Raw genomic sequence first — 21020 nt, 5'->3', positions numbered from 1 at the left:
AACAGGCAGCCTTTTTAGCGAAATGAATGAAACATAGGGAAGAGCACACGTTTCTTTTTGATCTTAGGAGGTGCGATTTCCCGCTCTTCTACTACTTGTGACGGCTTTTTAACTGTCGCGGCGAGGCGTTCAAATTTTGTGGTTAATTCTTCAATTTCTCTACGATGCTGGAGCAGCTGATAGGACACACCTTCATCTGCTTTTTTAGCCAGTTTCCGTTCAAGCTCTTGTAAACGCTCTTCAACATCATGGACGTGTGATTGCTGCTGAATGAGCTGCTTCACTTGTTCTTCTAATGCTTCCATCCTTTGTGTAGAGACGTCAGTTTCGACAGCAGGTGCTAATTGACGAACGGTTTCCTTATGAATGGGCAGTTGAATGTCTTGGAGGATCACACCTTCATTCATTTGGTGTTTGACCTCTTTGAGCAGCTGCACAATATCTTCATGAAAATCATAATGTCCAAGTTCATTTCGGGCGACAGGGATGTTGAGCTGTTTGACCCAACGCTGAATCGTTTTTGAAGAGACGCCAATTTCCTTTGCAACCTCATTTGTATTCAAACCAAATGCCCTCCCTTTTTTCAATTACAAGTACCTTTCTCTTCAAGGAGGCCCTGTTCCTTCACGTTAGACAAAACAAGTAACCAATCGTCAAAGATCGTGTTTTCTAGCGGAAAATTGCAGAAAATCAATTGTTTTGGAAATTTTTTTGACTGTCATACCCCGCTATACTATAATTAGACTGTTACGCACAAAACAGAGGTGAAGACCATGTTAGACCGTTTAAAATCAATTGAAGAACGCTATGAAAAGTTAAATGAATATTTAAGTGATCCTGAAGTGGTGAACGACCCTAAGAAGCTTCGTGAATATTCGAAGGAACAATCTGATATTCAAGAAACTGTTGAGGTATATAGACAATATCGTGCAGCGTACGACCAGCTGAGTGATGCGAAAGCCATGCTGGAAGAGAAGCTGGATGCGGAGATGCGCGACATGGTCAAAGAAGAAATTTCAGAGCTCACAGAGGAAACGGAACGTTTAGAAGACGAGCTGAAAATCTTGCTGATTCCGAAAGATCCAAATGACAACAAGAACGTTATTGTGGAGGTTCGCGGTGCAGCGGGCGGAGAAGAGGCTGCTCTTTTTGCAGGAAACCTTTACCGTATGTACAGTCGTTATGCTGAAATGCAAGGCTGGAAAACGGAAGTCATGGAAGCAAGTGTCACTGGCACAGGCGGTTATAAAGAAATCATCTTTATGATCAGCGGGAAAGGCGCATATTCTAAATTAAAATTTGAAAATGGCGCACACCGCGTGCAGCGTGTTCCTGAAACTGAATCAGGCGGACGGATTCATACATCAACTGCGACAGTCGCGGTATTACCTGAGGCTGAAGAAGTTGAAATTGATATCCATGAAAAAGACATCCGTGTAGATACTTTCACATCAAGCGGACCTGGCGGACAGAGTGTAAACACGACCATGTCTGCTGTTCGATTAACTCACCTACCAACAGGGGTCGTTGTATCCTGTCAGGATGAGAAATCACAAATCAAAAACAAAGAAAAAGCAATGAAAGTATTACGTGCGAGAATTTATGATAAATTCCAGCGTGAAGCACAGGCTGAATATGATCAAACGCGTAAATCTGCTGTTGGAACAGGGGATCGTTCAGAGCGTATCCGTACGTACAACTTCCCGCAAAACCGTGTAACAGACCACCGCATCGGTTTGACGATTCAAAAGCTTGATCAAATTTTAGAAGGAAAACTTGACGAGGTCATTGATGCATTAATTATGGAAGACCAAGCAAGGAAGCTTCAAAATGCAAAATAATCAACGAACAATCTTTGAAGCCCTTAAATGGGCTTCTTCTTTGTTAACGGAAGCCGGTAGAGACCAAAATGCAGCAGAGCTTCTTCTGATGCATGTACTAGGATGGAGCAGAAGTGAACTTCTTGCGCGTTTTCATGACCCACTGCCAGAAGAGAAAGATCGACTGTTCAGCGAGTTTGTCACACAGCACAAACTTGGAGTGCCTGTGCAGCATTTAACAGGTATTGAATTCTTCTATGGTCGTCCCTTCGAGGTGAACAAGCATGTGCTCATTCCTCGTCCTGAAACGGAGGAAGTGGTGCTGGCGGCATTGAATATGATGAATCGCGTTTTTCCTAATGATCAGCCGCTCAAAGCTGTTGATGTAGGAACAGGTAGCGGTGCAATTGCGATTACGTTAGCTCTTGAAAAGGAATCTCTATCTGTCACAGCGACTGATATCTCACGTGATGCACTTGCAGTAGCGAAGCGGAATCAACAAGCGCTTGGTGCAGACGTTCATTTTTTACATGGAGATTTACTTGAACCAGTCATAGCTCAAGGCATCAAAGTGGATTTGTTTATTTCCAATCCACCTTATATTGCGGTAGAAGAAATGGATAGCCTATCAGAGGTTGTCACAAAGCATGAGCCAGTCCATGCGCTGACTGATGGACGTGACGGTCTGTGGTTTTACCAGAGGCTCGTTCGAGATCTCCACAACGTATTGAGCGAGCAAGCGGTGGTCGTCTTTGAAATTGGACACACCCAAGCGCAAGATGTAAAAGCGCTTCTCATGCAGGCATTCCCTGCGGCTGATGTTCGCATCGTTAAGGATATTAACGAGAAGGACCGAGCTGTTTGCGCACACATTCAAAACGAAAAGTCCGGCTGAATAAAGTCGGACTATTTTATTATGTAAAGATGAAACTTATGGTAAAAGAGAAACGTATATATAAAAGAATGAACATTCTGATCATGATTTTTTTACATAAATTTGTTTTGAAGGAGCGAATGGTGTGAACAGAAGGTATGCGATGGTGTTGGTCATCGTCAGTGTACTATTGATTGTGAGTGCTTGCGGTAAACCGAGCTTTAAAAAAGAGGCAGCAGCATTTGGAGAAAGCTATAAAAAAGCACAATACACAGTGAATCGAACGGATGACCTATCTGACATGAAGGAGAAGTTGAAGTCTTATTTAACCGAGCATGAATATCAAGAATATACACAAGACAGCATGTTTCCAAGTGTATTAGAAGCAGCCAAGGATCAAGATTGTCAAATTAAGCTGAAAAAAATTACGTTTACGCCTTCAGATGAAAGCGATGACAGAATTGAATTTGACTATGAAATGATCATTCAATTTATTGATCAAAAAGGAAAGGTCAAAAAAGAAATCGAGAAAAAGGGGGCAATGACTGTCATCAAAACAGAAGCAGGTTTAAAAATCAGCCGTGATTGGGATGGAAGACTGTACCCTTCTGACTACCAATCCTCAGTCCAAAGTCGTTCTTAATTTGAACGGCTTTTTTTGATTTGACTCATAATCTATTAAAAACATCATGTTTGCTGTTTAAGAGATGGGTTTCCTGGACACAATGTTTGTAGCGAAGAGAAAAAGTGGGGGGAACACATCATGTTCAAAAGTAAAATGATGATTTGTCTTTATATGTTTCTATTATTATGCGGTGCTTTTGCAAACCTTGGCCGGGAGGAGACGGCGGCTGCTTCTGCAAACCAGCCTGTCGTGATACCGGATGAAGCGATTCGATTACGAATTTTAGCGAATAGTGATCGTTCAGCGGATCAGGATGTGAAAAGAAGCATTCGAGATGAGGTCAATGCCAATATGACGGAGTGGGTCAAAGACCTGACATCCATTGAAGAAGCAAGACGTGTCATTCGGTCAAAGCTGCCAGAAATCAATCGTATGGCCAAAGCAAAGTTGAAAGAACAACACATTGATCAATCCGTGTCGGTCAGTTTTCAAAAAGCCTCTTTTCCAACAAAGCTATATGGAAATTTTGTCTATCCTGCTGGAAAATATGAAGCCATTTTAATTACGCTTGGAGAAGGGGACGGAGCCAATTGGTGGTGTGTGTTATTCCCGCCTCTCTGCTTTATCGACTTTTCAAATGGAGAAGCCATTGCCTCGCCAGAAGGGAATGATGAAGACCAAGTGACAGCGCAGCAAACAGGTGAGTCCGTCAATGAAGTGGTGAAAGAAGAGGAAGAAGAGACTGGAGAAGTGAAATTCTTTCTGTTCGAATGGGTCTCTAGTCTTTTCTCTTAAAAAAGGTATAAAACTGTTTTTGCCTCATAGAGTTGAAGTAAGAGATCAAAAAGAGGTGAAAGCATGTATTATCAATTGAGGATAGCCACAGAAGAAGATGCTCCTACTATTAATGCTTTTCTTGAAAAGGGACAAGCGAAAGGTGGAGTAACGATTGCAGAGTGTACCACATTTGTTGTCATGGAAGATGCGAATGGACAGCTGGCAGGCTGTTTAGGTCTTGAACAGCTTAATGAACAAGAGGGATTGCTGCGGTCACTTGTCATTTCAGATAAACTCGGTCAGGGGCACATTGTTTCTTTGTTCCAAAGTGTTCAAACACTGGGAGAAAAAAAAGGTGTGGATACTTTTTATGTCGTAGCAAACCATTCAGCCTCACATGACTTTTTAGCATTAATGGGATTCACACCTTTAAAGGATATTCCGGATAGCGTGTGGGTATCTGCGCATGCAAAAGAGTCATTGGACAAAGAACAGGCCGTGGTGCTGCAAAAAAAGAGCAGTTAATCACAAAACACTGGACTTATTCACATACTTATCCACTGTTAAACAAGCGTTATCCACAAATTGTGGACAACGCTTGTTTTATTTAGCATCATCTTTTATACTTTCAAAAGGATAATTGAGATATATCAACAGTTTTATCTTTTTTAAAAGGAGTTTGTATGATGTTAAATACAAAAAGATGGTCTGTGGATTTAGAAAAGGATTTATCCACATACTATCCACAAATTGAACAGGCTGCCCTTCTGTTGCAGCAAAACGAAGTGGTCGCTTTCCCGACAGAGACCGTTTATGGACTAGGGGCAAATGCGAAAGAGACAGAGGCCGTCATGAAAATTTATGAAGCGAAAGGACGTCCAAGTGATAATCCGTTGATTGTTCACATTGCGGAGGTTCAGCAGCTTCATGAATTTGCACAAATAGAAAACGAAAAAGCGAAGGCGCTAATGGATGCCTTTTGGCCGGGTGCCTTAACCATTGTCCTTCCGTGTAAATTGGGCACTTTATCAAAGCAGGTCACAGCGGGTCTATCCACAGTTGGCGTGAGAATGCCTGATCATCCCATTGCGCTTGAGCTCATCCGAGCAGCTGGTCTGCCAATTGCCGCACCAAGTGCCAATCGCTCAGGGAAACCATCACCGACACTGGCTGACCATGTAGCCAGTGATCTCGATGGAAGAATTGCAGGGATTGTCGATGGTGGTTCTACTGGTATTGGTGTTGAGTCAACGGTTGTATCCTGTGTAGATGAAACTCCAGTGATTTTAAGGCCGGGCGGTATTACAAAAGAAGCGTTAGAAGAAGTAGTCGGTGCAGTCAGTGTCGATCCAGGGCTAACGAAAAAGGACGAGGCACCAGTATCGCCGGGGATGAAATACACACATTATGCACCTGAAGCACATATGTATATCTTTCATGGAAGTGATGAAGAGATGCAGCGTCACATTCAGAAGTATCAGGCTGAGGGGCAAAAAGTCGGTGTACTGACAACAGAAGAAAAGAAATCGTTGTTTACGGCAGATGTTGTGTACAGCTGTGGATGGAGAGAGAAGCCTGAAACTGTTGCTGCAAACCTATATCGTGTGCTGAGACAATTTGATGAGACGGATGTAGACTTGATCATTTCAGAAGCCTTTTCAGAGCAGGGGGTTGGTTCTGCGATTATGAACCGTCTGCAAAAAGCGGCAGGAGGGCGTACACTCTCTTCTTTCAAATAGTTCTAACCTTCCTTGGACAAACATAGGTTAAAGGAGAATGCGTGTCCAAGGGGGATTTACATGAATGAACTAGCTGGCGAATTGCTGACACTCAGTATCATGGCTTTTGCGCTTGGGATGGATGCCTTTTCGGTTGGACTTGGCATGGGGATGATTCAACTGAGGTTCCGTCAGATCATTTATATTGGACTTGTCATTGGGATATTTCATATGTTTATGCCTCTTTTTGGCATGCTGACAGGTCAGCTCTTATCTGGTTGGCTCGGTCTCCTTGCAACCTATATCGGAGGGGCGCTGCTTATCGTGCTGGGGCTGCAAATGATCATTGCGTCTATCCGAAAAGAGGATAAACCATTTATCGCACCTGTTGGTACTGGTCTCGTTCTTTTTGCGACAAGTGTGAGCTTAGACAGTTTCTCCGTTGGTTTAAGCCTGGGGATTTACGGTTCTCGGGTGTGGATGACCATTTTATTGTTTGGTTTTTTTAGTATGTTGCTTACATGGCTTGGATTATTACTCGGTAAACAGGTCCGGTCATGGGTTGGTTCTTATAGCGGGGCGCTTGGCGGCATCATTTTACTAGCCTTTGGAATCAAATTATTATTTCCGCTATAGCCAGTCTCCTTACATAACATGTAGAATGAAATCCTATATAATAGAAGAAAAGGAGGGCGAATGATGAATATCTTATTTGTTTGTACTGGTAATACATGCAGAAGTCCGATGGCTCAAGCCCTTTTTGCTTCAATTGCAGATGAAAAAGGTTTACAGGCCACTGTGAAATCAGCGGGCATCTTTGCCACTAATGAGGGGAAGGCTTCTCCGCAAGCGGTCGAAGCATTATTTGAGAAAAGCATTCCACTCAATCACTCATCGTCAAAGCTGACAGAGGATCTTCTTCACGAAGCTGATTACGTCTTCACCATGACGATTCAGCATAAACAGTTGATTTTGGAGCAATATGGATATGAAAAAGAAAAGGTTTTCACATTAAAGGAATTTGCGACAGGAACAGAAGGCGATGTATCCGATCCATTTGGAGGAAGTCTTGCTGTTTATCAGGAAACACGTGATGAACTAGAAGCATTGCTGTATCAGCTGGCTGAAAAACTAAAAAAGGATAGGACATCCTCATAAATGGACAACCTGTAAAACCGTTTCGAAAACGGTTTTTCTGCTTTTGTTTGCAAATGACTAGGCAGAGGTTAAAATATAACTGTGAATAAAGAATGAATGTAAGACATGACAGATCAACTCACCCTTAGGAGGAATAGCCTGATGAAAGTAGCCATTGCATCCGATCACGGCGGAACGAATATTCGTGAAGAAATCAAGCAACTGATGGATGAATTGAAGATTGAATACATTGATATGGGTTGTGAATGTGGATCAGGATCTGTAGATTATCCGGATTATGCTTTTCCTGTAGCCAATATGGTGGCAAACGGAGAAGTCGATCGTGGCATTTTAATTTGTGGGACAGGCATCGGCATGAGCATCTCAGCAAACAAAGTGAAAGGCATTCGCTGTGCACTGGCACATGATACATTTAGTGCGAAAGCAACGAGAGAACATAATGATACAAATGTTCTTGCGATGGGGGAACGTGTCATTGGACCAGGACTAGCACGTGAGATCGCACACATTTGGCTGACGACAGAATTTATGGCAGGGCGCCATGCTACGCGGATTGGTAAAATCTCTGATTATGAAGAAAAGCACCTATAAGGAGCGCTTAACATGAACATTGGTCAAGATTGGCTTGAAATGTTAAAAGAGTTTCATCAAGCAGTCGAACTGCGTGCTGGCCAAATCTTAGTGATTGGCTGCAGTACGTCGGAAGTGGCTGGCGAGCATATTGGTACAGCAGGAAGTGAGCAAATTGCGGAGGCCATTTATCAAGAGCTGGACCAGCTAAGAAGAGAAACCGGTATTGAGCTAGCCTTCCAGTGCTGCGAGCATCTCAATCGTGCCCTCGTCGTTGAAGAAGAAGTGGCTTTCCGGCTAAACCTAGAAATTGTGGCCGCAGTACCTGTACGTAAGGCAGGGGGTTCTATGGCGGCTCATGCATATCAGCAAATGGAACACCCTGTATTAGTTGAATCCATTACGGCGCATGCAGGAATTGATATCGGCGATACATTGATTGGGATGCACTTAAAGCGAGTGGCCGTTCCTGTCCGCCTTAGTCGTCATCAATTAGGGCAAGCGCATGTGACGTTTGCGAAAACACGTCCGAAGCTGATTGGTGGAGAACGAGCGGTTTATACAAGATCATAGCTCGATTATATTTCTAATATAATGTTGAATGATGAAGACGCTTCACCCCTTTAATATTCGGTTTTTCATAAAAAAGAAGTCCATTTTCCAAAAAAAACTTTTACATTTTACTCAAAAACCGTGTACAATGAGATGGTGAAAACATCGAATGGAAATAGATTGGAGAGGATTTCGCTGATGAAACATTTACCTGAGCAAGACGCACAAGTATTCAAAGCAATTCAACTAGAGCGGAAACGCCAGCAGGACAAAATCGAATTAATTGCATCAGAAAACTTCGTAAGCGAAGCAGTCATGGAAGCACAGGGCTCAGTTTTAACAAACAAATATGCTGAGGGCTACCCTGGTAAACGCTACTATGGCGGCTGTGAACATGTAGACGTTGTAGAAGATATCGCACGTGATCGCGCAAAAGAAATTTTTGGCGCTGAGTATGTGAACGTACAGCCTCACTCAGGTGCTCAAGCGAATATGGCCGTATACTTTACAATTCTTGAGCATGGCGATACAGTGCTAGGCATGAACTTATCACATGGTGGGCATTTAACACACGGAAGCCCTGTAAACTTTAGTGGTGTACAATACAACTTTGTAGAATATGGTGTAGATAAAGAAACACAGCATATCGACTATCAAGATGTACTTGAAAAAGCACGTGAGCATAAGCCGAAGCTAATCGTTGCGGGTGCAAGTGCATACCCACGTCAAATTGATTTCAAAAAGTTCCGTGAAATTGCTGATGAAGTCGGTGCTTACTTTATGGTCGACATGGCTCACATTGCGGGTCTTGTTGCAGCAGGTCTTCATCCAAATCCAGTTCCTTACGCAGATTTTGTGACAACGACAACTCACAAAACTTTACGCGGACCTCGCGGCGGAATGATTCTATGTCGTGAAGAGTTTGGTAAAAAGATCGACAAATCGATCTTCCCTGGTATTCAAGGTGGACCACTGATGCATGTTATCTCTGCAAAAGCTGTTTCTTTCGGTGAAGTATTGAACGGAGATTTCAAAACATATGCACAAAACGTGATCGATAACGCAAAACAACTAGCTGAAACACTTTTATCTGAGGATATTCAGCTTGTATCTGGTGGAACAGATAACCATCTAGTTCTCATCGACTTGCGTACTCTTGGCATCACAGGGAAAATTGCAGAAAATGTTCTGGATGAAATCGGCATCACAGTGAACAAAAATGCGATTCCTTATGATCCAGAGAAACCATTTGTCACAAGTGGTGTACGAGTAGGTACAGCAGCAGTGACAAGCCGCGGGTTCGATCAAGAAGCGATGAAAGAAGTCGGTTCCATTATTGCGCTTGCTCTTAAACATCATGAAGATGAAGCGAAATTAGAAGAGGCGAAAAAGCGTGTGTCTGATCTCACTGCCCGCTTCCCTCTATATAATGAATTAGATTATTAAAAAGCAGACCCATTTGCCTATTTTTGGCATGTGGGTTTTTTTTGTAGGATTTGCGAATCATATTGAAAGATGATGTCTTTTTATGTAGAATTGTAGGAAGTGTGCAAAGTTCACCGGAAGATGACAGAAAAGGAGTTGTAGCAAGCAATGGCAAAGGTTTATGTATTTGATCACCCGCTAATTCAGCACAAACTTACATATATTCGTGACGTTCATACAGGAACAAAAGAATTTAGAGAGCTAGTGGATGAAGTCGCAACATTAATGGCATTCGAAATCACAAGAGACTTACCGCTTGAAGAGGTAGATGTAGAAACACCTGTACAAGTAGCTAAATCAAACGTGATCTCAGGTAAAAAACTCGGTGTTGTGCCAATTTTAAGAGCAGGTCTTGGAATGGTAGACGGGATTTTGAAGCTCATTCCAGCTGCTAAAGTGGGACATGTCGGTTTATACCGTGATCCGAAAACATTAAAGCCTGTTGAATATTATGTGAAGCTTCCATCTGATGTGGAAGAGCGTGAATTTATCGTAGTAGACCCAATGCTTGCAACTGGCGGCTCAGCAGTCGAAGCGCTAAACAGTTTGAAAAAACGCGGTGCGAAAAACATTCGCTTCATGTGTCTCATTGCTGCCCCTGAAGGTGTAGAAGAAATGCAAAAACATCATCCAGATGTCGATATCTACATTGCAGCATTAGATGAGAAGTTGAACGAAAAAGGTTACATCATTCCAGGTCTTGGTGATGCTGGTGATCGCATGTATGGAACAAAATAAGAATGTTCAAATGAAACCCCACATGCAAACGTGCATGTGGGGTTTTTGAAAAATATGACAAACGGGTGATATCGTTCTTAGAAAAATCAATGTATACTGAACATTAGCTGTTTTTTTCAATGAATGTCACAACTCTCCTAAAGTTTGATGAAATTGTGAACATTTTGTGTGCTCTATCACTATAGAAAAGTTTTTTAACTTTCAACGGATTGACACATCATAGACGCTATTGTATGCTAAACGAGGGTATTATGGTAAGGTTTTCATAGCCTATAGCACTCTACTAATCCTCATTGTGAACCCTTTAATTATCAGGGTTTGTATCAGCGAATGAAGCAGCATCCCATAGATCTAAAGATTCCAAGTCTGATTGTGCAATTAGACCGATGGGTGATTGATTTTTTTCGAACAAGACGTCTTATCATCAGCGTCTTCTACGCAGTTTTCATCACCATTTATCATCTTTTTTACAATATTTTTCATCGGGAGTCAGATGAATGAACGATCCAAACGCGATTTTCCGCAGACAGAGTAAATACATGTTGTATCTATTGGCAATTTTTGTGTTTGGCTTTGCCATGCCTGGTTTTAAACCACTGTTCCTTGGTTTCATTATCGGCACAATTTTTGCTTTCTTTAATTTATTCCTACTTATACGGAGAATGCACGCTTTTGATCGGGCGGTTAAAAAAGGAAAATCCATTCGTTCAATGGGAAGTACAGCCAGGTGGGCCAACGCGATTCTCGCAGTAGCGATTGCTTGGCGTTACCCTAATGAAGTTCATCTGGCAGGTGTTGTTATAGGATTAATGACAATATATCCTGTCATTATGATAGATTCCTTCATTCAACTTAAACGTTCTACTATGGAAGAGAGGTGAATACTCTTTGGGTCACAGTTCAAAAACTACAGAATTTTTAGGGTTAACGTTCAACTTATCCAATGTTCTCATGATTACGATTGCTAGTATCATCGTTCTTCTCATAGCGGTGCTGACTACTCGTGTTCTGTCTATTCGTCCGACAAAGGCGCAGAACTTCATGGAATGGATTGTTGATTTTGTTCGAAATATCATAGGTAGTTCGATGGACATGAAAACAGGAGCCCCATTTCTAGCGCTTGGCGTTACATTACTCATGTACATATTTGTTTCAAACATGCTTGGACTGCCATTCTCGATTTCGGTCGATCACAACTTGTGGTGGAAATCACCAACAGCAGACCCAGCAATCACAATGACACTAGCGATTATGGTCATGGGATTGACACATTACTACGGTGTCAAGGCAAAAGGAGTCAAGGAATATACGAAAGACTACTTTAGACCAATTCCGCTTTTAGTACCATTGAAACTTATTGAAGAATTTGCAAACACGCTAACACTTGGTTTGCGTCTTTATGGAAATATTTTCGCTGGAGAGATTCTTCTTGGGTTACTTGCAGGACTTGCGACCAATTTTTACTCGCAAAACATTGCGCTTGGTATCATTGGTACATTAGGTGCCATCGTGCCGATGATTGTATGGCAGGCATTCAGTTTGTTTGTCGGAACAATCCAGGCATTTATCTTCACAATGCTGACAATGGTTTACATTTCCCATAAAGTCAGCGACGAACACTAAAAATTTGAGAGTCCAAAAAGGACGTTATTTTAAAGGAGGAGCTTTTTAATGAATTTAATAGCAGCAGCAATTGCAATCGGTTTAGGAGCACTAGGAGCAGGTATTGGTAACGGTCTAATCGTATCTAAAACAGTTGAGGGAATCGCTCGTCAGCCAGAAGCTGGTAGAGAACTAAGAACACTTATGTTCATCGGGGTAGCTTTAGTTGAGGCACTTCCAATTATCGCTGTCGTTATCGCATTCTTGGCATTCTTTGGTTAATATGTGAGAAGCGTTCTAATATGAATTTTAATGGCGAAGATCAGATTAGTTCGAAACTTCGCCATTCCTTTATGTTTTGTTTCTTAACATATTATTTGAAGAAGGGAGTTGCCGTACTAAATGTCTCAGTTACCAGTGGTTTTAGGAGCAGGAGGCTTAAGTTTCAACGCCGGGGATATGATATTCCAGCTTATCGCTATGCTCATCCTGCTTGTACTTTTAAAGAAATTTGCGCTTAAACCTTTATTAGGTATTATGAAGCAGCGTGAAGATTATATAGGAAATGAAATTTCAAGTGCTGAACAAAAGCATGTTCAAGCTGAAAAACTTCTTGAAGAACAACGTGTTTTATTGAAAGAAGCACGCGAAGAATCACATACACTCATCGAAAATGCGAAAAAGCTTGGTGAGAAACAAAAAGAAGAGATCATTCAAGCAGCACGTCAAGAGTCAGAGCGCTTGAAAGAATCTGCTAGAACTGAAATCGTGAAAGAAAAAGAACAAGCTGTGGCTGCACTGCGTGAGCAGGTTGCATCACTATCTGTGCTAATTGCTTCTAAAGTGATTGAAAAAGAACTTGATGAGCAAGCACAAGAGAAATTGATCCAAGAGTATCTTAAAGAGGCAGGCGAAAGCCGATGAGCGTAACAATTGTCTCTAAGCGTTACGCTTCTGCTCTTTTTGACATCGTTCTTGCTTCTTCGGCAGTAGACGAAACTGAAAAAGAGCTGAATGAGATCAAAAAAGTGCTAAAGGCTGATCAAGAACTGAACCACTTTCTTGTTCATCCGAAGATTACGGCAGACAAAAAGAAACATTTGATTGCAGAAGCTTTCAAAGGTGTTTCAACTTATGTGTTGCACACAATGTATTTACTGATTGACCGCGGACGCACGAATATTTTCCCTGAAATGACGTCTGAGTTTGTGAAACTTGCAAACCGCACGAAACAAATAGACGATGCGATCGTGTATTCAGTTAAACCGCTTAGCGGGGCTGAAATTCAATCATTATCTGAAGTATTTGCCAAAAAAGCCGGAGTCACATCACTGCGTGTTGAAAATGTGATTGACAAGGATCTAATAGGCGGAGTGAAAATCCGTATCGGAAACCGCATTTATGACGGCAGTGTCAGCGGAAAGCTTTCCCGCATTGAACGTCAGCTTGCAGGCGAAAATCGTTAGAAGGGGTGAAACCTTAGTGAGTATCAAAGCTGAAGAGATTAGCGCGCTGATAAAGCAGCAAATCCAAAACTATCAATCTGAAATCGAAGTAAAAGATGTCGGTACAGTCATTCAAGTAGGGGACGGTATCGCGCGTGTACATGGCCTTGACAACATTATGGCAGGAGAACTAGTTGAGTTCTCTAACGGTGTAATGGGTATGGCTCAAAACCTTGAGGAGTCTAACGTAGGTATCGTTATTTTAGGACCTTACAAAGATATCCGCGAAGGTGATGACGTAAAACGTACAGGTCGTATCATGGAGGTTCCTGTAGGTGAAGAGTTAATCGGACGTATTGTGAACCCACTTGGTCAGCCTGTTGATGGACTAGGTCCAATCTTAACAAGCAAAACACGTCCAATCGAAAGTGAAGCACCAGGCGTTATGGATCGTAAATCTGTACATGAGCCGCTTCAAACAGGAATTAAAGCCATTGATGCCTTGATTCCAATCGGACGTGGACAGCGTGAATTAATCATTGGTGACCGTCAAACAGGTAAAACATCTGTTGCAATTGATACGATCCTAAACCAAAAAGATCAAAACATGATCTGTATCTATGTAGCGATCGGACAAAAAGAATCAACAGTTCGTGGCGTTGTTGAAACACTTCGTAAGCATGGTGCGCTTGACTACACAATCGTTGTCACAGCTTCTGCATCACAGCCAGCTCCACTTCTTTACCTTGCTCCATATGCAGGTGTAACGATGGGGGAGGAATTCATGTATAACGGCAAGCATGTACTTGTTGTATATGATGACCTTTCTAAACAAGCGGCAGCTTATCGTGAGCTTTCATTATTGCTTCGTCGTCCTCCAGGTCGTGAAGCATTCCCTGGTGATGTTTTCTATCTTCACTCTCGTTTATTAGAACGTGCAGCGAAGCTTAGTGACGAAAAGGGTGGCGGTTCTATCACAGCATTGCCTTTCGTAGAAACGCAAGCTGGTGATATCTCTGCATATATCCCAACAAACGTTATTTCGATCACAGATGGACAGATCTTCTTACAATCTGATCTCTTCTTCTCAGGCGTACGTCCAGCGGTAAACGCAGGATTGTCTGTATCCCGTGTAGGTGGTTCTGCACAAATTAAAGCGATGAAAAAGGTAGCAGGTACACTTCGTTTGGACCTTGCTTCATATCGTGAGCTAGAAGCATTCGCTCAGTTTGGATCTGATCTAGACCAAGCCACTCAAGCGAAATTAAACCGTGGTGCAAGAACAGTTGAAGTCTTAAAACAAGACTTGAACAAACCGCTTAAAGTTGAAAAACAAGTAGCGATTCTTTATGCACTGACAAGAGGATACTTAGATGATGTAGCCATTGCTGATGTCAAGCGCTTTGAAGCTGAGTTATTCATGTACATTGAAGAAAACCATAAAGACTTGTTTGACACGATCTCTCAAACAGGAAACATGCCTGCTGATGAAGAGTGGAAGACAGCAATCGAAGGCTTTAAACGTACGTTTGCGCCAAGCAACTAATTAGTAATCTTTCCGAGAGAAAAAGATTCTCTTTTTCTCTCTTTTCACGTAAATGAACACGGATTCCTGAAAAAAAGGTGGTGAAATCTTTGGCCTCATTACGCGATATAAAGTCAAGGATCACGTCAACGAAAAAATCGAGTCAGATCACAAAAGCGATGCAAATGGTATCAGCTGCGAAACTGAATCGTGCTGAAAACAATGCGAAGTCTTTTGTTCCTTACATGGAGAAAATCCAGGAAGTCGTTGCTGCAATAGCAACTGGAACAAGTGCTAAGCACCCAATGCTTCTTTCAAGACCGGTCAAGAAAACAGGGTATCTCGTCATTACATCTGATCGAGGGCTTGCAGGACCTTTTAACAGCTCGATTTTGCGTGCCGCTTACCAAACCATTCAATCTCGTCATCAATCTGCTGATGAATACGCGGTGATTGTCATTGGTAAAATCGGACGCGACTTCTTCAAAAAGCGCGGTATTCCAGTTATTTCTGAAGTCACAGGGCTTGGAGACGAAGTAGCGTTTGCTGATATTAAAGAATTAGCAAGCAGTACAGTTCAAATGTTCTCTGATGAAGCGTTTGATGAACTTTACATGTTCTACAACCATTTTGTCAGTGCCATTTCACAAGAAGTAACAGAGAAAAAATTATTGCCGCTAACGGACCTTTCGGCCGCAGCGACATCAAATAAACGTTCCGCATCTTATGAGTTTGAGCCTTCTGAAGAAGAAATTCTTGAAGTTCTCCTTCCTCAATATGCAGAGAGTTTGATTTTCGGTGCGCTTCTTGACAGCAAAGCAAGTGAACATGCTGCAAGAATGACAGCAATGAAGAGTGCAACAGACAACGCGAAAGAATTGATCGACAACCTGACACTCTCTTATAACCGTGCTCGTCAAGCAGCGATTACACAAGAGATTACAGAAATTGTCGGCGGAGCAGCTGCCTTAGAATAGAAATAATTGTCAGGAGGGAATGCAATGAAAACAGGACGCATCAGTCAGATCATGGGACCAGTCGTAGACGTTCATTTTGAAGACGGTCACTTGCCTGAGATTTATAATGCGATCAAAGTTTCGCATAAAGCGGAAAGCGAAAGTGAAGTTACGATCGACTTAACTTTAGAAGTAGCACTACATTTAGGTGATAATACAGTCAGAACCATCGCAATGGCATCAACAGATGGTGTTAAACGCGGCATGGAAGCTGTAGACCTTGGAAAACCAATTTCAGTACCTGTTGGTAACGTAACACTTGGACGTGTATTCAACGTACTGGGAGATAACATTGACTTAGATGAGCCACTTGGTGTGGAAGCTCAAAGAGATCCAATCCACAGACAAGCGCCATCTTTTGATCAACTTTCTACAGAAGTTGAAATTCTTGAAACAGGTATCAAAGTTGTTGACCTTCTTGCTCCTTATATCAAGGGTGGGAAGATCGGTCTATTCGGTGGAGCCGGTGTAGGTAAAACCGTTCTGATTCAAGAATTAATCAACAACATCGCACAAGAACACGGCGGTATTTCTGTATTCGCTGGTGTTGGAGAGCGTACACGTGAAGGAAACGACCTTTACTACGAAATGAAAGATTCTGGCGTTATCGAAAAAACAGCGATGGTCTTCGGTCAAATGAACGAGCCACCAGGTGCACGTATGCGTGTTGCCCTAACTGGTTTAACAATGGCAGAGCATTTCCGTGATGAACTAGGTCAAGACGTATTGTTCTTCATCGATAACATCTATCGTTTTACACAAGCAGGTTCTGAAGTATCAGCCCTTCTTGGACGTATGCCTTCAGCGGTAGGTTATCAGCCGACACTTGCAACAGAAATGGGTCAGCTGCAAGAGCGTATCACATCTACAAACGTAGGATCGGTTACATCGATTCAAGCGATCTATGTACCTGCGGATGACTATACAGATCCAGCTCCAGCAACAACGTTCGCTCACCTTGATGCAACGACGAACCTTGAGCGTAAGCTGACAGAAATGGGTATTTACCCAGCGGTTGATCCACTTGCATCAACATCTCGTGCACTTGCACCTGAGGTTGTTGGCGAAGAACATTATGCGATTGCGCGTGAAGTTCAGCAAACATTGCAACGTTATAAAGAGCTACAAGATATCATTGCCATTTTAGGTATGGATGAATTATCTGAGGACGATAAGCTTGTGGTACACAGAGCACGTCGTGTTCAATTCTTCCTATCTCAAAACTTCCACGTAGCAGAACAGTTTACTGGCCAAAAGGGTTCTTATGTGCCATTGAAAGAAACTGTTAAAGGCTTCAAGGAAATCTTATCTGGTAAATACGATCACCTTCCAGAAGATGCATTCCGCTTAGTCGGTCGCATTGAAGAAGTGGTTGAAAAAGCCAAAGAGATGGGTGTAGAGGCCTAATCTGGTCCTTAGGAGGGTAAAAGCATGAAGACCGTTCAAGTCAATATCGTTACTCCCGACGGCCCAGTGTATGAAGCGGATGTGGAAATGGTCAGTGTAAGAGCAGAAAGCGGTGAGCTTGGTATTTTAGCTGGCCACGTTCCAATGGTTGCTCCGCTAAAAATCGGTGCAGTTCGCTTAAAACATAGTGGATCAACTGAATTGGTTGCAGTAAGTGGGGGATTTGTTGAAGTTCGCCCTGAAAAAGTAACCATTCTTGCTCAGGCCGCTGAAACATCAGAGAAAGTTGATGTAGATCGTGCTAAATCAGCGAAACAGCGTGCTGAAGAGCATTTGAACCACCCGAATGAAAGTGATGTACGCCGGGCGGAACTCGCATTAAAACGGGCGTTAAACCGTTTAAATGTAGCAGGGAAATAAAACAGAAAATCCTTCTTATCACAATGATAAGAAGGATTTTTTTAAGAATTACAGGAGAGACTGATACATCGACACATAAGGATGAGATGCTTGTTTTTCAAGATATAAGTGCTCGCAAAACTGAATACTATGCCATGTTTTATTGTTTCTGCGCAAGCCAAGGGTATATTGATGCGAAGAGTCCATATAAGGCCGCACTACCCAGTCAGCATCTAAATGATGCCTAATGACAACCTCACCCATATACACACTCATCATCGCTTCTAATGCATCAATGGGCATTTTCCACTCAGCAAAAAGCTGCTGGGTAAACGCATCAAAGTATAATGACTCTAACTGATACAGGCTTTCCTCTGAGTAATCCAAAGAAATGTTATGAAAATGACACAATTGTGCTAATTCTTCTAGCTGTGTCTGTCTATAATCAAAGTAGAAAGCAATGGCTTCCCATTCATGATCAAATGAGGGAACCAGTTCTCCGTACAAATCAACAAAATCAGGAAAAGAATCTTTCAAACTGATCAGCTCCTTCCACACGCAGTATATCATCTCCTATGCAACAGGATAAGAGGGGATTCACACTAAATGTAGCTCTTTTTTCCAAATGATTCATCTTTCCGATTTTCGAGGATATAATGAAAGGGAGTTTTCCTTTACAGAAATAAATAGAAGGAGGATTCAACTGTATGGAAGACGTAGGACAACAAGCAATTGTGAGTATTGTGATCCACCTATTTTTTATCGCGATCACTTGGTGGGCATTGCTTGCCGTAAATATTGATCCACTGATTAAAAAAGGGAAAATCGTTCAGGCAAGATTGCTGATGATGCTCATCACCATTGCCATCGCATCTGCGGTCAGCAATTTCTTCCTTGATTATTTAAATTTCTCCAGACAAATTCCTTATATGTTTTAACATAAAAGGTTTGGTCAAGTCCTTCTGCGGGAACGTAAAAAGAAGTGTCAAAAGTCCGGCCTTTGATGACTTTTCCACGTATGCATTTATCTCCTTGCGGCAACACTGGTAGCAAGGGGGAATGACAAGTGAGAAAGTATTTGAAAGGTTGGCCATTATTTGCGTTTATTCTTTTTTTTGTTCTGATGATTCAAGGAGTTCGTGCGGAAGAATCTTCCCCACTCGCCCAAATAGCAGAAGGTCTGAAAAACCAGCAAATCGAAGTAGATGGATGGACCCTTCATGCCAAAACAAATGTAGACATTTCATCCGAACAATTTTCAAAAAAAGTGAAACGTTTGAAAGACGAACTACGACAGTATGAGTGGACCGAAAAAAAAGAGAAACATGTCACCAAAGTCACAGGAATGTACAAAGATGAAAAAAATGATACATTATCGAAAATTTTACTCGTGAAGACCGACACAAAATCAAACCAAAAGTCGTATTTATTATATGAGCAAAAAGGTGCTCGCCCACTGAATACCTGGGAGCATACATATGATCAGTTCGTACGTCATGCAAAAAGCATATTACAAGAAAAATTTGTGATTTTTACTTGTCTCGATGGTCATGTAAATGGTATGATGGATGTTGTTTTGCAAAAAAAAGCTGAAATGTTAGCAAAAGAATTTCAAGCAAAACCAGTTGAGTATCTCGTTGAGTCTAATTTTGTGTCGCTTTCCGCTTACACAGATAAGTGGGAACAGTTCATTATGACTTCAAATGATAAAATGAATGTTCAAATTGCCATCAGAAGTTCGGAAATGAACGAAAATCATACGATTACGGTTGGCACACCAATCGTAACGACTGAATATTAATATAGAGAATTTGGGACGCGGAGGGGAAGACCTTGGAAAAAATCATCGTCCGCGGCGGTCAAAAGTTAAACGGCACAGTTAAAGTAGAAGGCGCAAAAAATGCCGTTTTACCAGTTATCGCTGCATCTTTGTTAGCAAGTACAGAAAAAAGCGTAATTTGTGATGTACCTACGCTCTCCGATGTATATACAATCAATGAAGTGTTACGTCATTTAGGAGCAGAAGTACATTTTGAAAATAACGAAGTATCAGTAGATGCATCTCATGCACTAGAAACTGAGGCTCCGTTTGAGTATGTGCGTAAAATGCGAGCATCTGTGCTCGTCATGGGACCACTTTTAGCAAGAACAGGTCATGCAAGAGTTGCATTACCTGGAGGCTGTGCGATTGGTTCAAGACCAATTGATCAGCACTTAAAAGGCTTCGAAGCAATGGGAGCTAAAATTCAAGTAGGTAATGGTTTCATCGAGGCTGAAGTAGAAGGCCGTTTAAAAGGTGCGAAAATCTATTTGGATTTCCCGAGTGTGGGTGCAACTGAAAATATCATCATGGCAGCAGCACTAGCTGAAGGAACAACGATTTTAGAAAACGTAGCAAAAGAACCTGAAATTGTTGATTTAGCAAACTACATCAATGCCATGGGCGGTAAGGTTCGTGGGGCAGGTACTGGTACAATCAAAATCGAAGGTGTGGAAACACTTCATGGTGCAAAACACAACATCATCCCTGACAGAATTGAAGCGGGTACTTTCATGGTGGCAGCAGCCATTACAGAAGGAAATGTCCTTGTGAAAGGCGCAGTACCAGAGCACATGACTTCACTTGTTGCAAAAATGGAAGAAATGGGTATTCAGATCATTGAAGAAGAAGAAGGTTTAAGAGTCATTGGACCATCTGAGCTCAAGCCAATCGATCTAAAAACAATGCCGCATCCTGGGTTCCCAACGGATATGCAATCTCAGATGATGGCGCTATTGCTTCGTGCGAACGGAACAAGCATGATCACAGAAACTGTATTTGAAAACCGTTTTATGCATGCTGAAGAATTCCGCCGCATGAATGGCGATATTAAAATTGAGGGTCGCTCTGTGATTATCAATGGGCCGGTTCAACTTCAAGGAGCTGAAGTGGCAGCGACTGACTTAAGAGCAGGAGCAGCACTTGTACTTGCTGGATTAGTGGCAGAAGGTCATACACGTGTCACTGAACTGAAGCATATTGACCGTGGATATGTGAACTTCCACCAAAAGCTTGCAGCAATCGGTGCGGATATTGAAAGAGTAAACGATGAATCAGCAGATGTTACACAAGAACAAGTTGTGTCAGATCTGAACGCGTAATGATAAAGAAATCAGTGTGTCCATTTGGGCATGCTGATTTTTTTTTAGAATCATAGAATGCTTCATGTTCAAAAGCTTATCATTAGTGTATCCAATCGTATGAAATTTTATTCATAAAGACGAACAGTAAAATCAATTGGTGAAGAGCATGTTGGCATGATCAAAAGT

The 21020-nt window shown here is 42.0% G+C and carries 26 protein-coding genes; 24 read left to right on the top strand and 2 right to left on the bottom strand.

Going from position 1 to position 21020, the window contains the following annotated elements; genetic code table 11:
- Positions 1 to 14: 14 nt before the first annotated feature.
- Positions 15 to 563: a chromosome-anchoring protein RacA gene (gene racA / locus C6W18_RS08485; protein ID WP_105927229.1), complete on the bottom strand. Its 549-nt coding sequence runs from the start codon at positions 561 to 563 to the stop codon at positions 15 to 17.
- A gap of 210 nt (positions 564 to 773) precedes the next feature.
- Here racA and prfA point away from each other — a divergent pair, with 210 nt between their 5' ends.
- From prfA to C6W18_RS08380, 21 genes are all read left to right on the top strand, one after another.
- The gene (gene prfA / locus C6W18_RS08480) at positions 774 to 1841 is read left to right on the top strand and encodes a peptide chain release factor 1 (RefSeq protein WP_034318282.1); all 1068 of its coding nucleotides are present in this window, start codon (positions 774 to 776) and stop codon (positions 1839 to 1841) included.
- On the top strand, positions 1831 to 2715 hold the full coding sequence (gene prmC, locus C6W18_RS08475; protein ID WP_105927227.1) for a peptide chain release factor N(5)-glutamine methyltransferase: 885 nt from the start codon (positions 1831 to 1833) through the stop codon (positions 2713 to 2715). Before prfA ends, prmC begins: the two co-directional genes overlap by 11 nt.
- Before the next feature lie 142 nt (positions 2716 to 2857).
- Entirely contained in the window at positions 2858 to 3337 is a 480-nt protein-coding gene (locus C6W18_RS08470; RefSeq protein ID WP_034318287.1) for a hypothetical protein, read from the top strand.
- A 120-nt stretch (positions 3338 to 3457) separates the two neighbouring features.
- The gene (gene spoIIR, locus C6W18_RS08465; protein ID WP_034318289.1) at positions 3458 to 4114 is read left to right on the top strand and encodes a stage II sporulation protein R; all 657 of its coding nucleotides are present in this window, start codon (positions 3458 to 3460) and stop codon (positions 4112 to 4114) included.
- A gap of 63 nt (positions 4115 to 4177) precedes the next feature.
- Positions 4178 to 4621, top strand: coding sequence for a GNAT family N-acetyltransferase (locus tag C6W18_RS08460; RefSeq protein ID WP_034318292.1), 444 nt, complete (start codon positions 4178 to 4180; stop codon positions 4619 to 4621).
- A gap of 161 nt (positions 4622 to 4782) precedes the next feature.
- The gene (locus tag C6W18_RS08455; RefSeq protein WP_105927225.1) at positions 4783 to 5835 is read left to right on the top strand and encodes an L-threonylcarbamoyladenylate synthase; all 1053 of its coding nucleotides are present in this window, start codon (positions 4783 to 4785) and stop codon (positions 5833 to 5835) included.
- Between the two features lie 60 nt (positions 5836 to 5895).
- Entirely contained in the window at positions 5896 to 6450 is a 555-nt protein-coding gene (locus tag C6W18_RS08450) for a manganese efflux pump MntP (protein ID WP_034318298.1), read from the top strand.
- 63 nt (positions 6451 to 6513) lie between these two features.
- Positions 6514 to 6972, top strand: a complete 459-nt coding sequence (locus C6W18_RS08445; RefSeq protein WP_105927224.1) for a low molecular weight protein arginine phosphatase — start codon at positions 6514 to 6516, stop codon at positions 6970 to 6972.
- 141 nt (positions 6973 to 7113) lie between these two features.
- On the top strand, positions 7114 to 7563 hold the full coding sequence (gene rpiB / locus C6W18_RS08440; RefSeq protein ID WP_034318306.1) for a ribose 5-phosphate isomerase B: 450 nt from the start codon (positions 7114 to 7116) through the stop codon (positions 7561 to 7563).
- A gap of 12 nt (positions 7564 to 7575) precedes the next feature.
- On the top strand, positions 7576 to 8115 hold the full coding sequence (locus C6W18_RS08435; RefSeq protein WP_034318309.1) for a TIGR01440 family protein: 540 nt from the start codon (positions 7576 to 7578) through the stop codon (positions 8113 to 8115).
- A gap of 177 nt (positions 8116 to 8292) precedes the next feature.
- Positions 8293 to 9540, top strand: a complete 1248-nt coding sequence (gene glyA / locus C6W18_RS08430) for a serine hydroxymethyltransferase (protein ID WP_105927222.1) — start codon at positions 8293 to 8295, stop codon at positions 9538 to 9540.
- Between the two features lie 147 nt (positions 9541 to 9687).
- Complete coding sequence (gene upp / locus C6W18_RS08425) at positions 9688 to 10317, top strand: uracil phosphoribosyltransferase (protein WP_003214553.1); 630 nt, start codon at positions 9688 to 9690, stop codon at positions 10315 to 10317.
- A 497-nt stretch (positions 10318 to 10814) separates the two neighbouring features.
- The gene (locus C6W18_RS08420; RefSeq protein ID WP_034318313.1) at positions 10815 to 11198 is read left to right on the top strand and encodes an ATP synthase subunit I; all 384 of its coding nucleotides are present in this window, start codon (positions 10815 to 10817) and stop codon (positions 11196 to 11198) included.
- 7 nt (positions 11199 to 11205) lie between these two features.
- Positions 11206 to 11940: a F0F1 ATP synthase subunit A gene (gene atpB, locus C6W18_RS08415; protein WP_034318315.1), complete on the top strand. Its 735-nt coding sequence runs from the start codon at positions 11206 to 11208 to the stop codon at positions 11938 to 11940.
- Between the two features lie 48 nt (positions 11941 to 11988).
- Positions 11989 to 12201 carry a F0F1 ATP synthase subunit C gene (gene atpE / locus C6W18_RS08410; protein WP_003214968.1) on the top strand — a complete coding sequence of 71 codons (213 nt, stop codon included), beginning with the start codon at positions 11989 to 11991 and terminating at the stop codon, positions 12199 to 12201.
- Positions 12202 to 12321: 120 nt separating this feature from the next.
- The gene (atpF, locus tag C6W18_RS08405) at positions 12322 to 12843 is read left to right on the top strand and encodes a F0F1 ATP synthase subunit B (RefSeq protein ID WP_034318318.1); all 522 of its coding nucleotides are present in this window, start codon (positions 12322 to 12324) and stop codon (positions 12841 to 12843) included.
- Complete coding sequence (locus tag C6W18_RS08400) at positions 12840 to 13385, top strand: F0F1 ATP synthase subunit delta (protein WP_105927220.1); 546 nt, start codon at positions 12840 to 12842, stop codon at positions 13383 to 13385. The genes atpF and C6W18_RS08400 overlap by 4 nt, the downstream gene beginning before the upstream one ends.
- A 16-nt stretch (positions 13386 to 13401) precedes the next feature.
- Positions 13402 to 14910, top strand: coding sequence for a F0F1 ATP synthase subunit alpha (atpA, locus tag C6W18_RS08395; RefSeq protein ID WP_034318323.1), 1509 nt, complete (start codon positions 13402 to 13404; stop codon positions 14908 to 14910).
- 89 nt (positions 14911 to 14999) lie between these two features.
- Positions 15000 to 15866, top strand: a complete 867-nt coding sequence (locus C6W18_RS08390; RefSeq protein ID WP_034318324.1) for a F0F1 ATP synthase subunit gamma — start codon at positions 15000 to 15002, stop codon at positions 15864 to 15866.
- Between the two features lie 24 nt (positions 15867 to 15890).
- The gene (gene atpD / locus C6W18_RS08385; RefSeq protein ID WP_034318326.1) at positions 15891 to 17312 is read left to right on the top strand and encodes a F0F1 ATP synthase subunit beta; all 1422 of its coding nucleotides are present in this window, start codon (positions 15891 to 15893) and stop codon (positions 17310 to 17312) included.
- 24 nt (positions 17313 to 17336) lie between these two features.
- A complete protein-coding gene (locus C6W18_RS08380; RefSeq protein WP_034318329.1) occupies positions 17337 to 17732 on the top strand; it encodes a F0F1 ATP synthase subunit epsilon in 396 nt (131 codons plus the stop codon).
- 48 nt (positions 17733 to 17780) lie between these two features.
- Here C6W18_RS08380 and C6W18_RS08375 read toward each other — a convergent pair whose 3' ends face one another.
- Positions 17781 to 18248 (bottom strand): hypothetical protein, encoded by a 468-nt coding sequence (locus C6W18_RS08375; protein ID WP_105927432.1) that lies wholly within the window; start codon positions 18246 to 18248, stop codon positions 17781 to 17783.
- Between the two features lie 170 nt (positions 18249 to 18418).
- On the opposite strand from C6W18_RS08375, the gene C6W18_RS08370 reads away from it, so the two are divergent.
- From C6W18_RS08370 to murA, 3 genes are all read left to right on the top strand, one after another.
- Entirely contained in the window at positions 18419 to 18649 is a 231-nt protein-coding gene (locus tag C6W18_RS08370; protein ID WP_008354922.1) for a DUF1146 family protein, read from the top strand.
- A 128-nt stretch (positions 18650 to 18777) separates the two neighbouring features.
- Entirely contained in the window at positions 18778 to 19512 is a 735-nt protein-coding gene (locus C6W18_RS08365) for a YwmB family TATA-box binding protein (protein WP_105927218.1), read from the top strand.
- Positions 19513 to 19544: 32 nt separating this feature from the next.
- Positions 19545 to 20852, top strand: a complete 1308-nt coding sequence (gene murA / locus C6W18_RS08360) for a UDP-N-acetylglucosamine 1-carboxyvinyltransferase (protein ID WP_034318336.1) — start codon at positions 19545 to 19547, stop codon at positions 20850 to 20852.
- Positions 20853 to 21020 lie beyond the last annotated feature (168 nt).

Origin of the sequence: Bacillus sp. LLTC93, assembly GCF_002993125.1 — a bacterium.
Taxonomy (GTDB): Bacteria; Bacillota; Bacilli; order Bacillales; family Bacillaceae; genus Bacillus; species Bacillus zhangzhouensis.
This window is presented reverse-complemented; position numbering and strand designations above follow the sequence as displayed.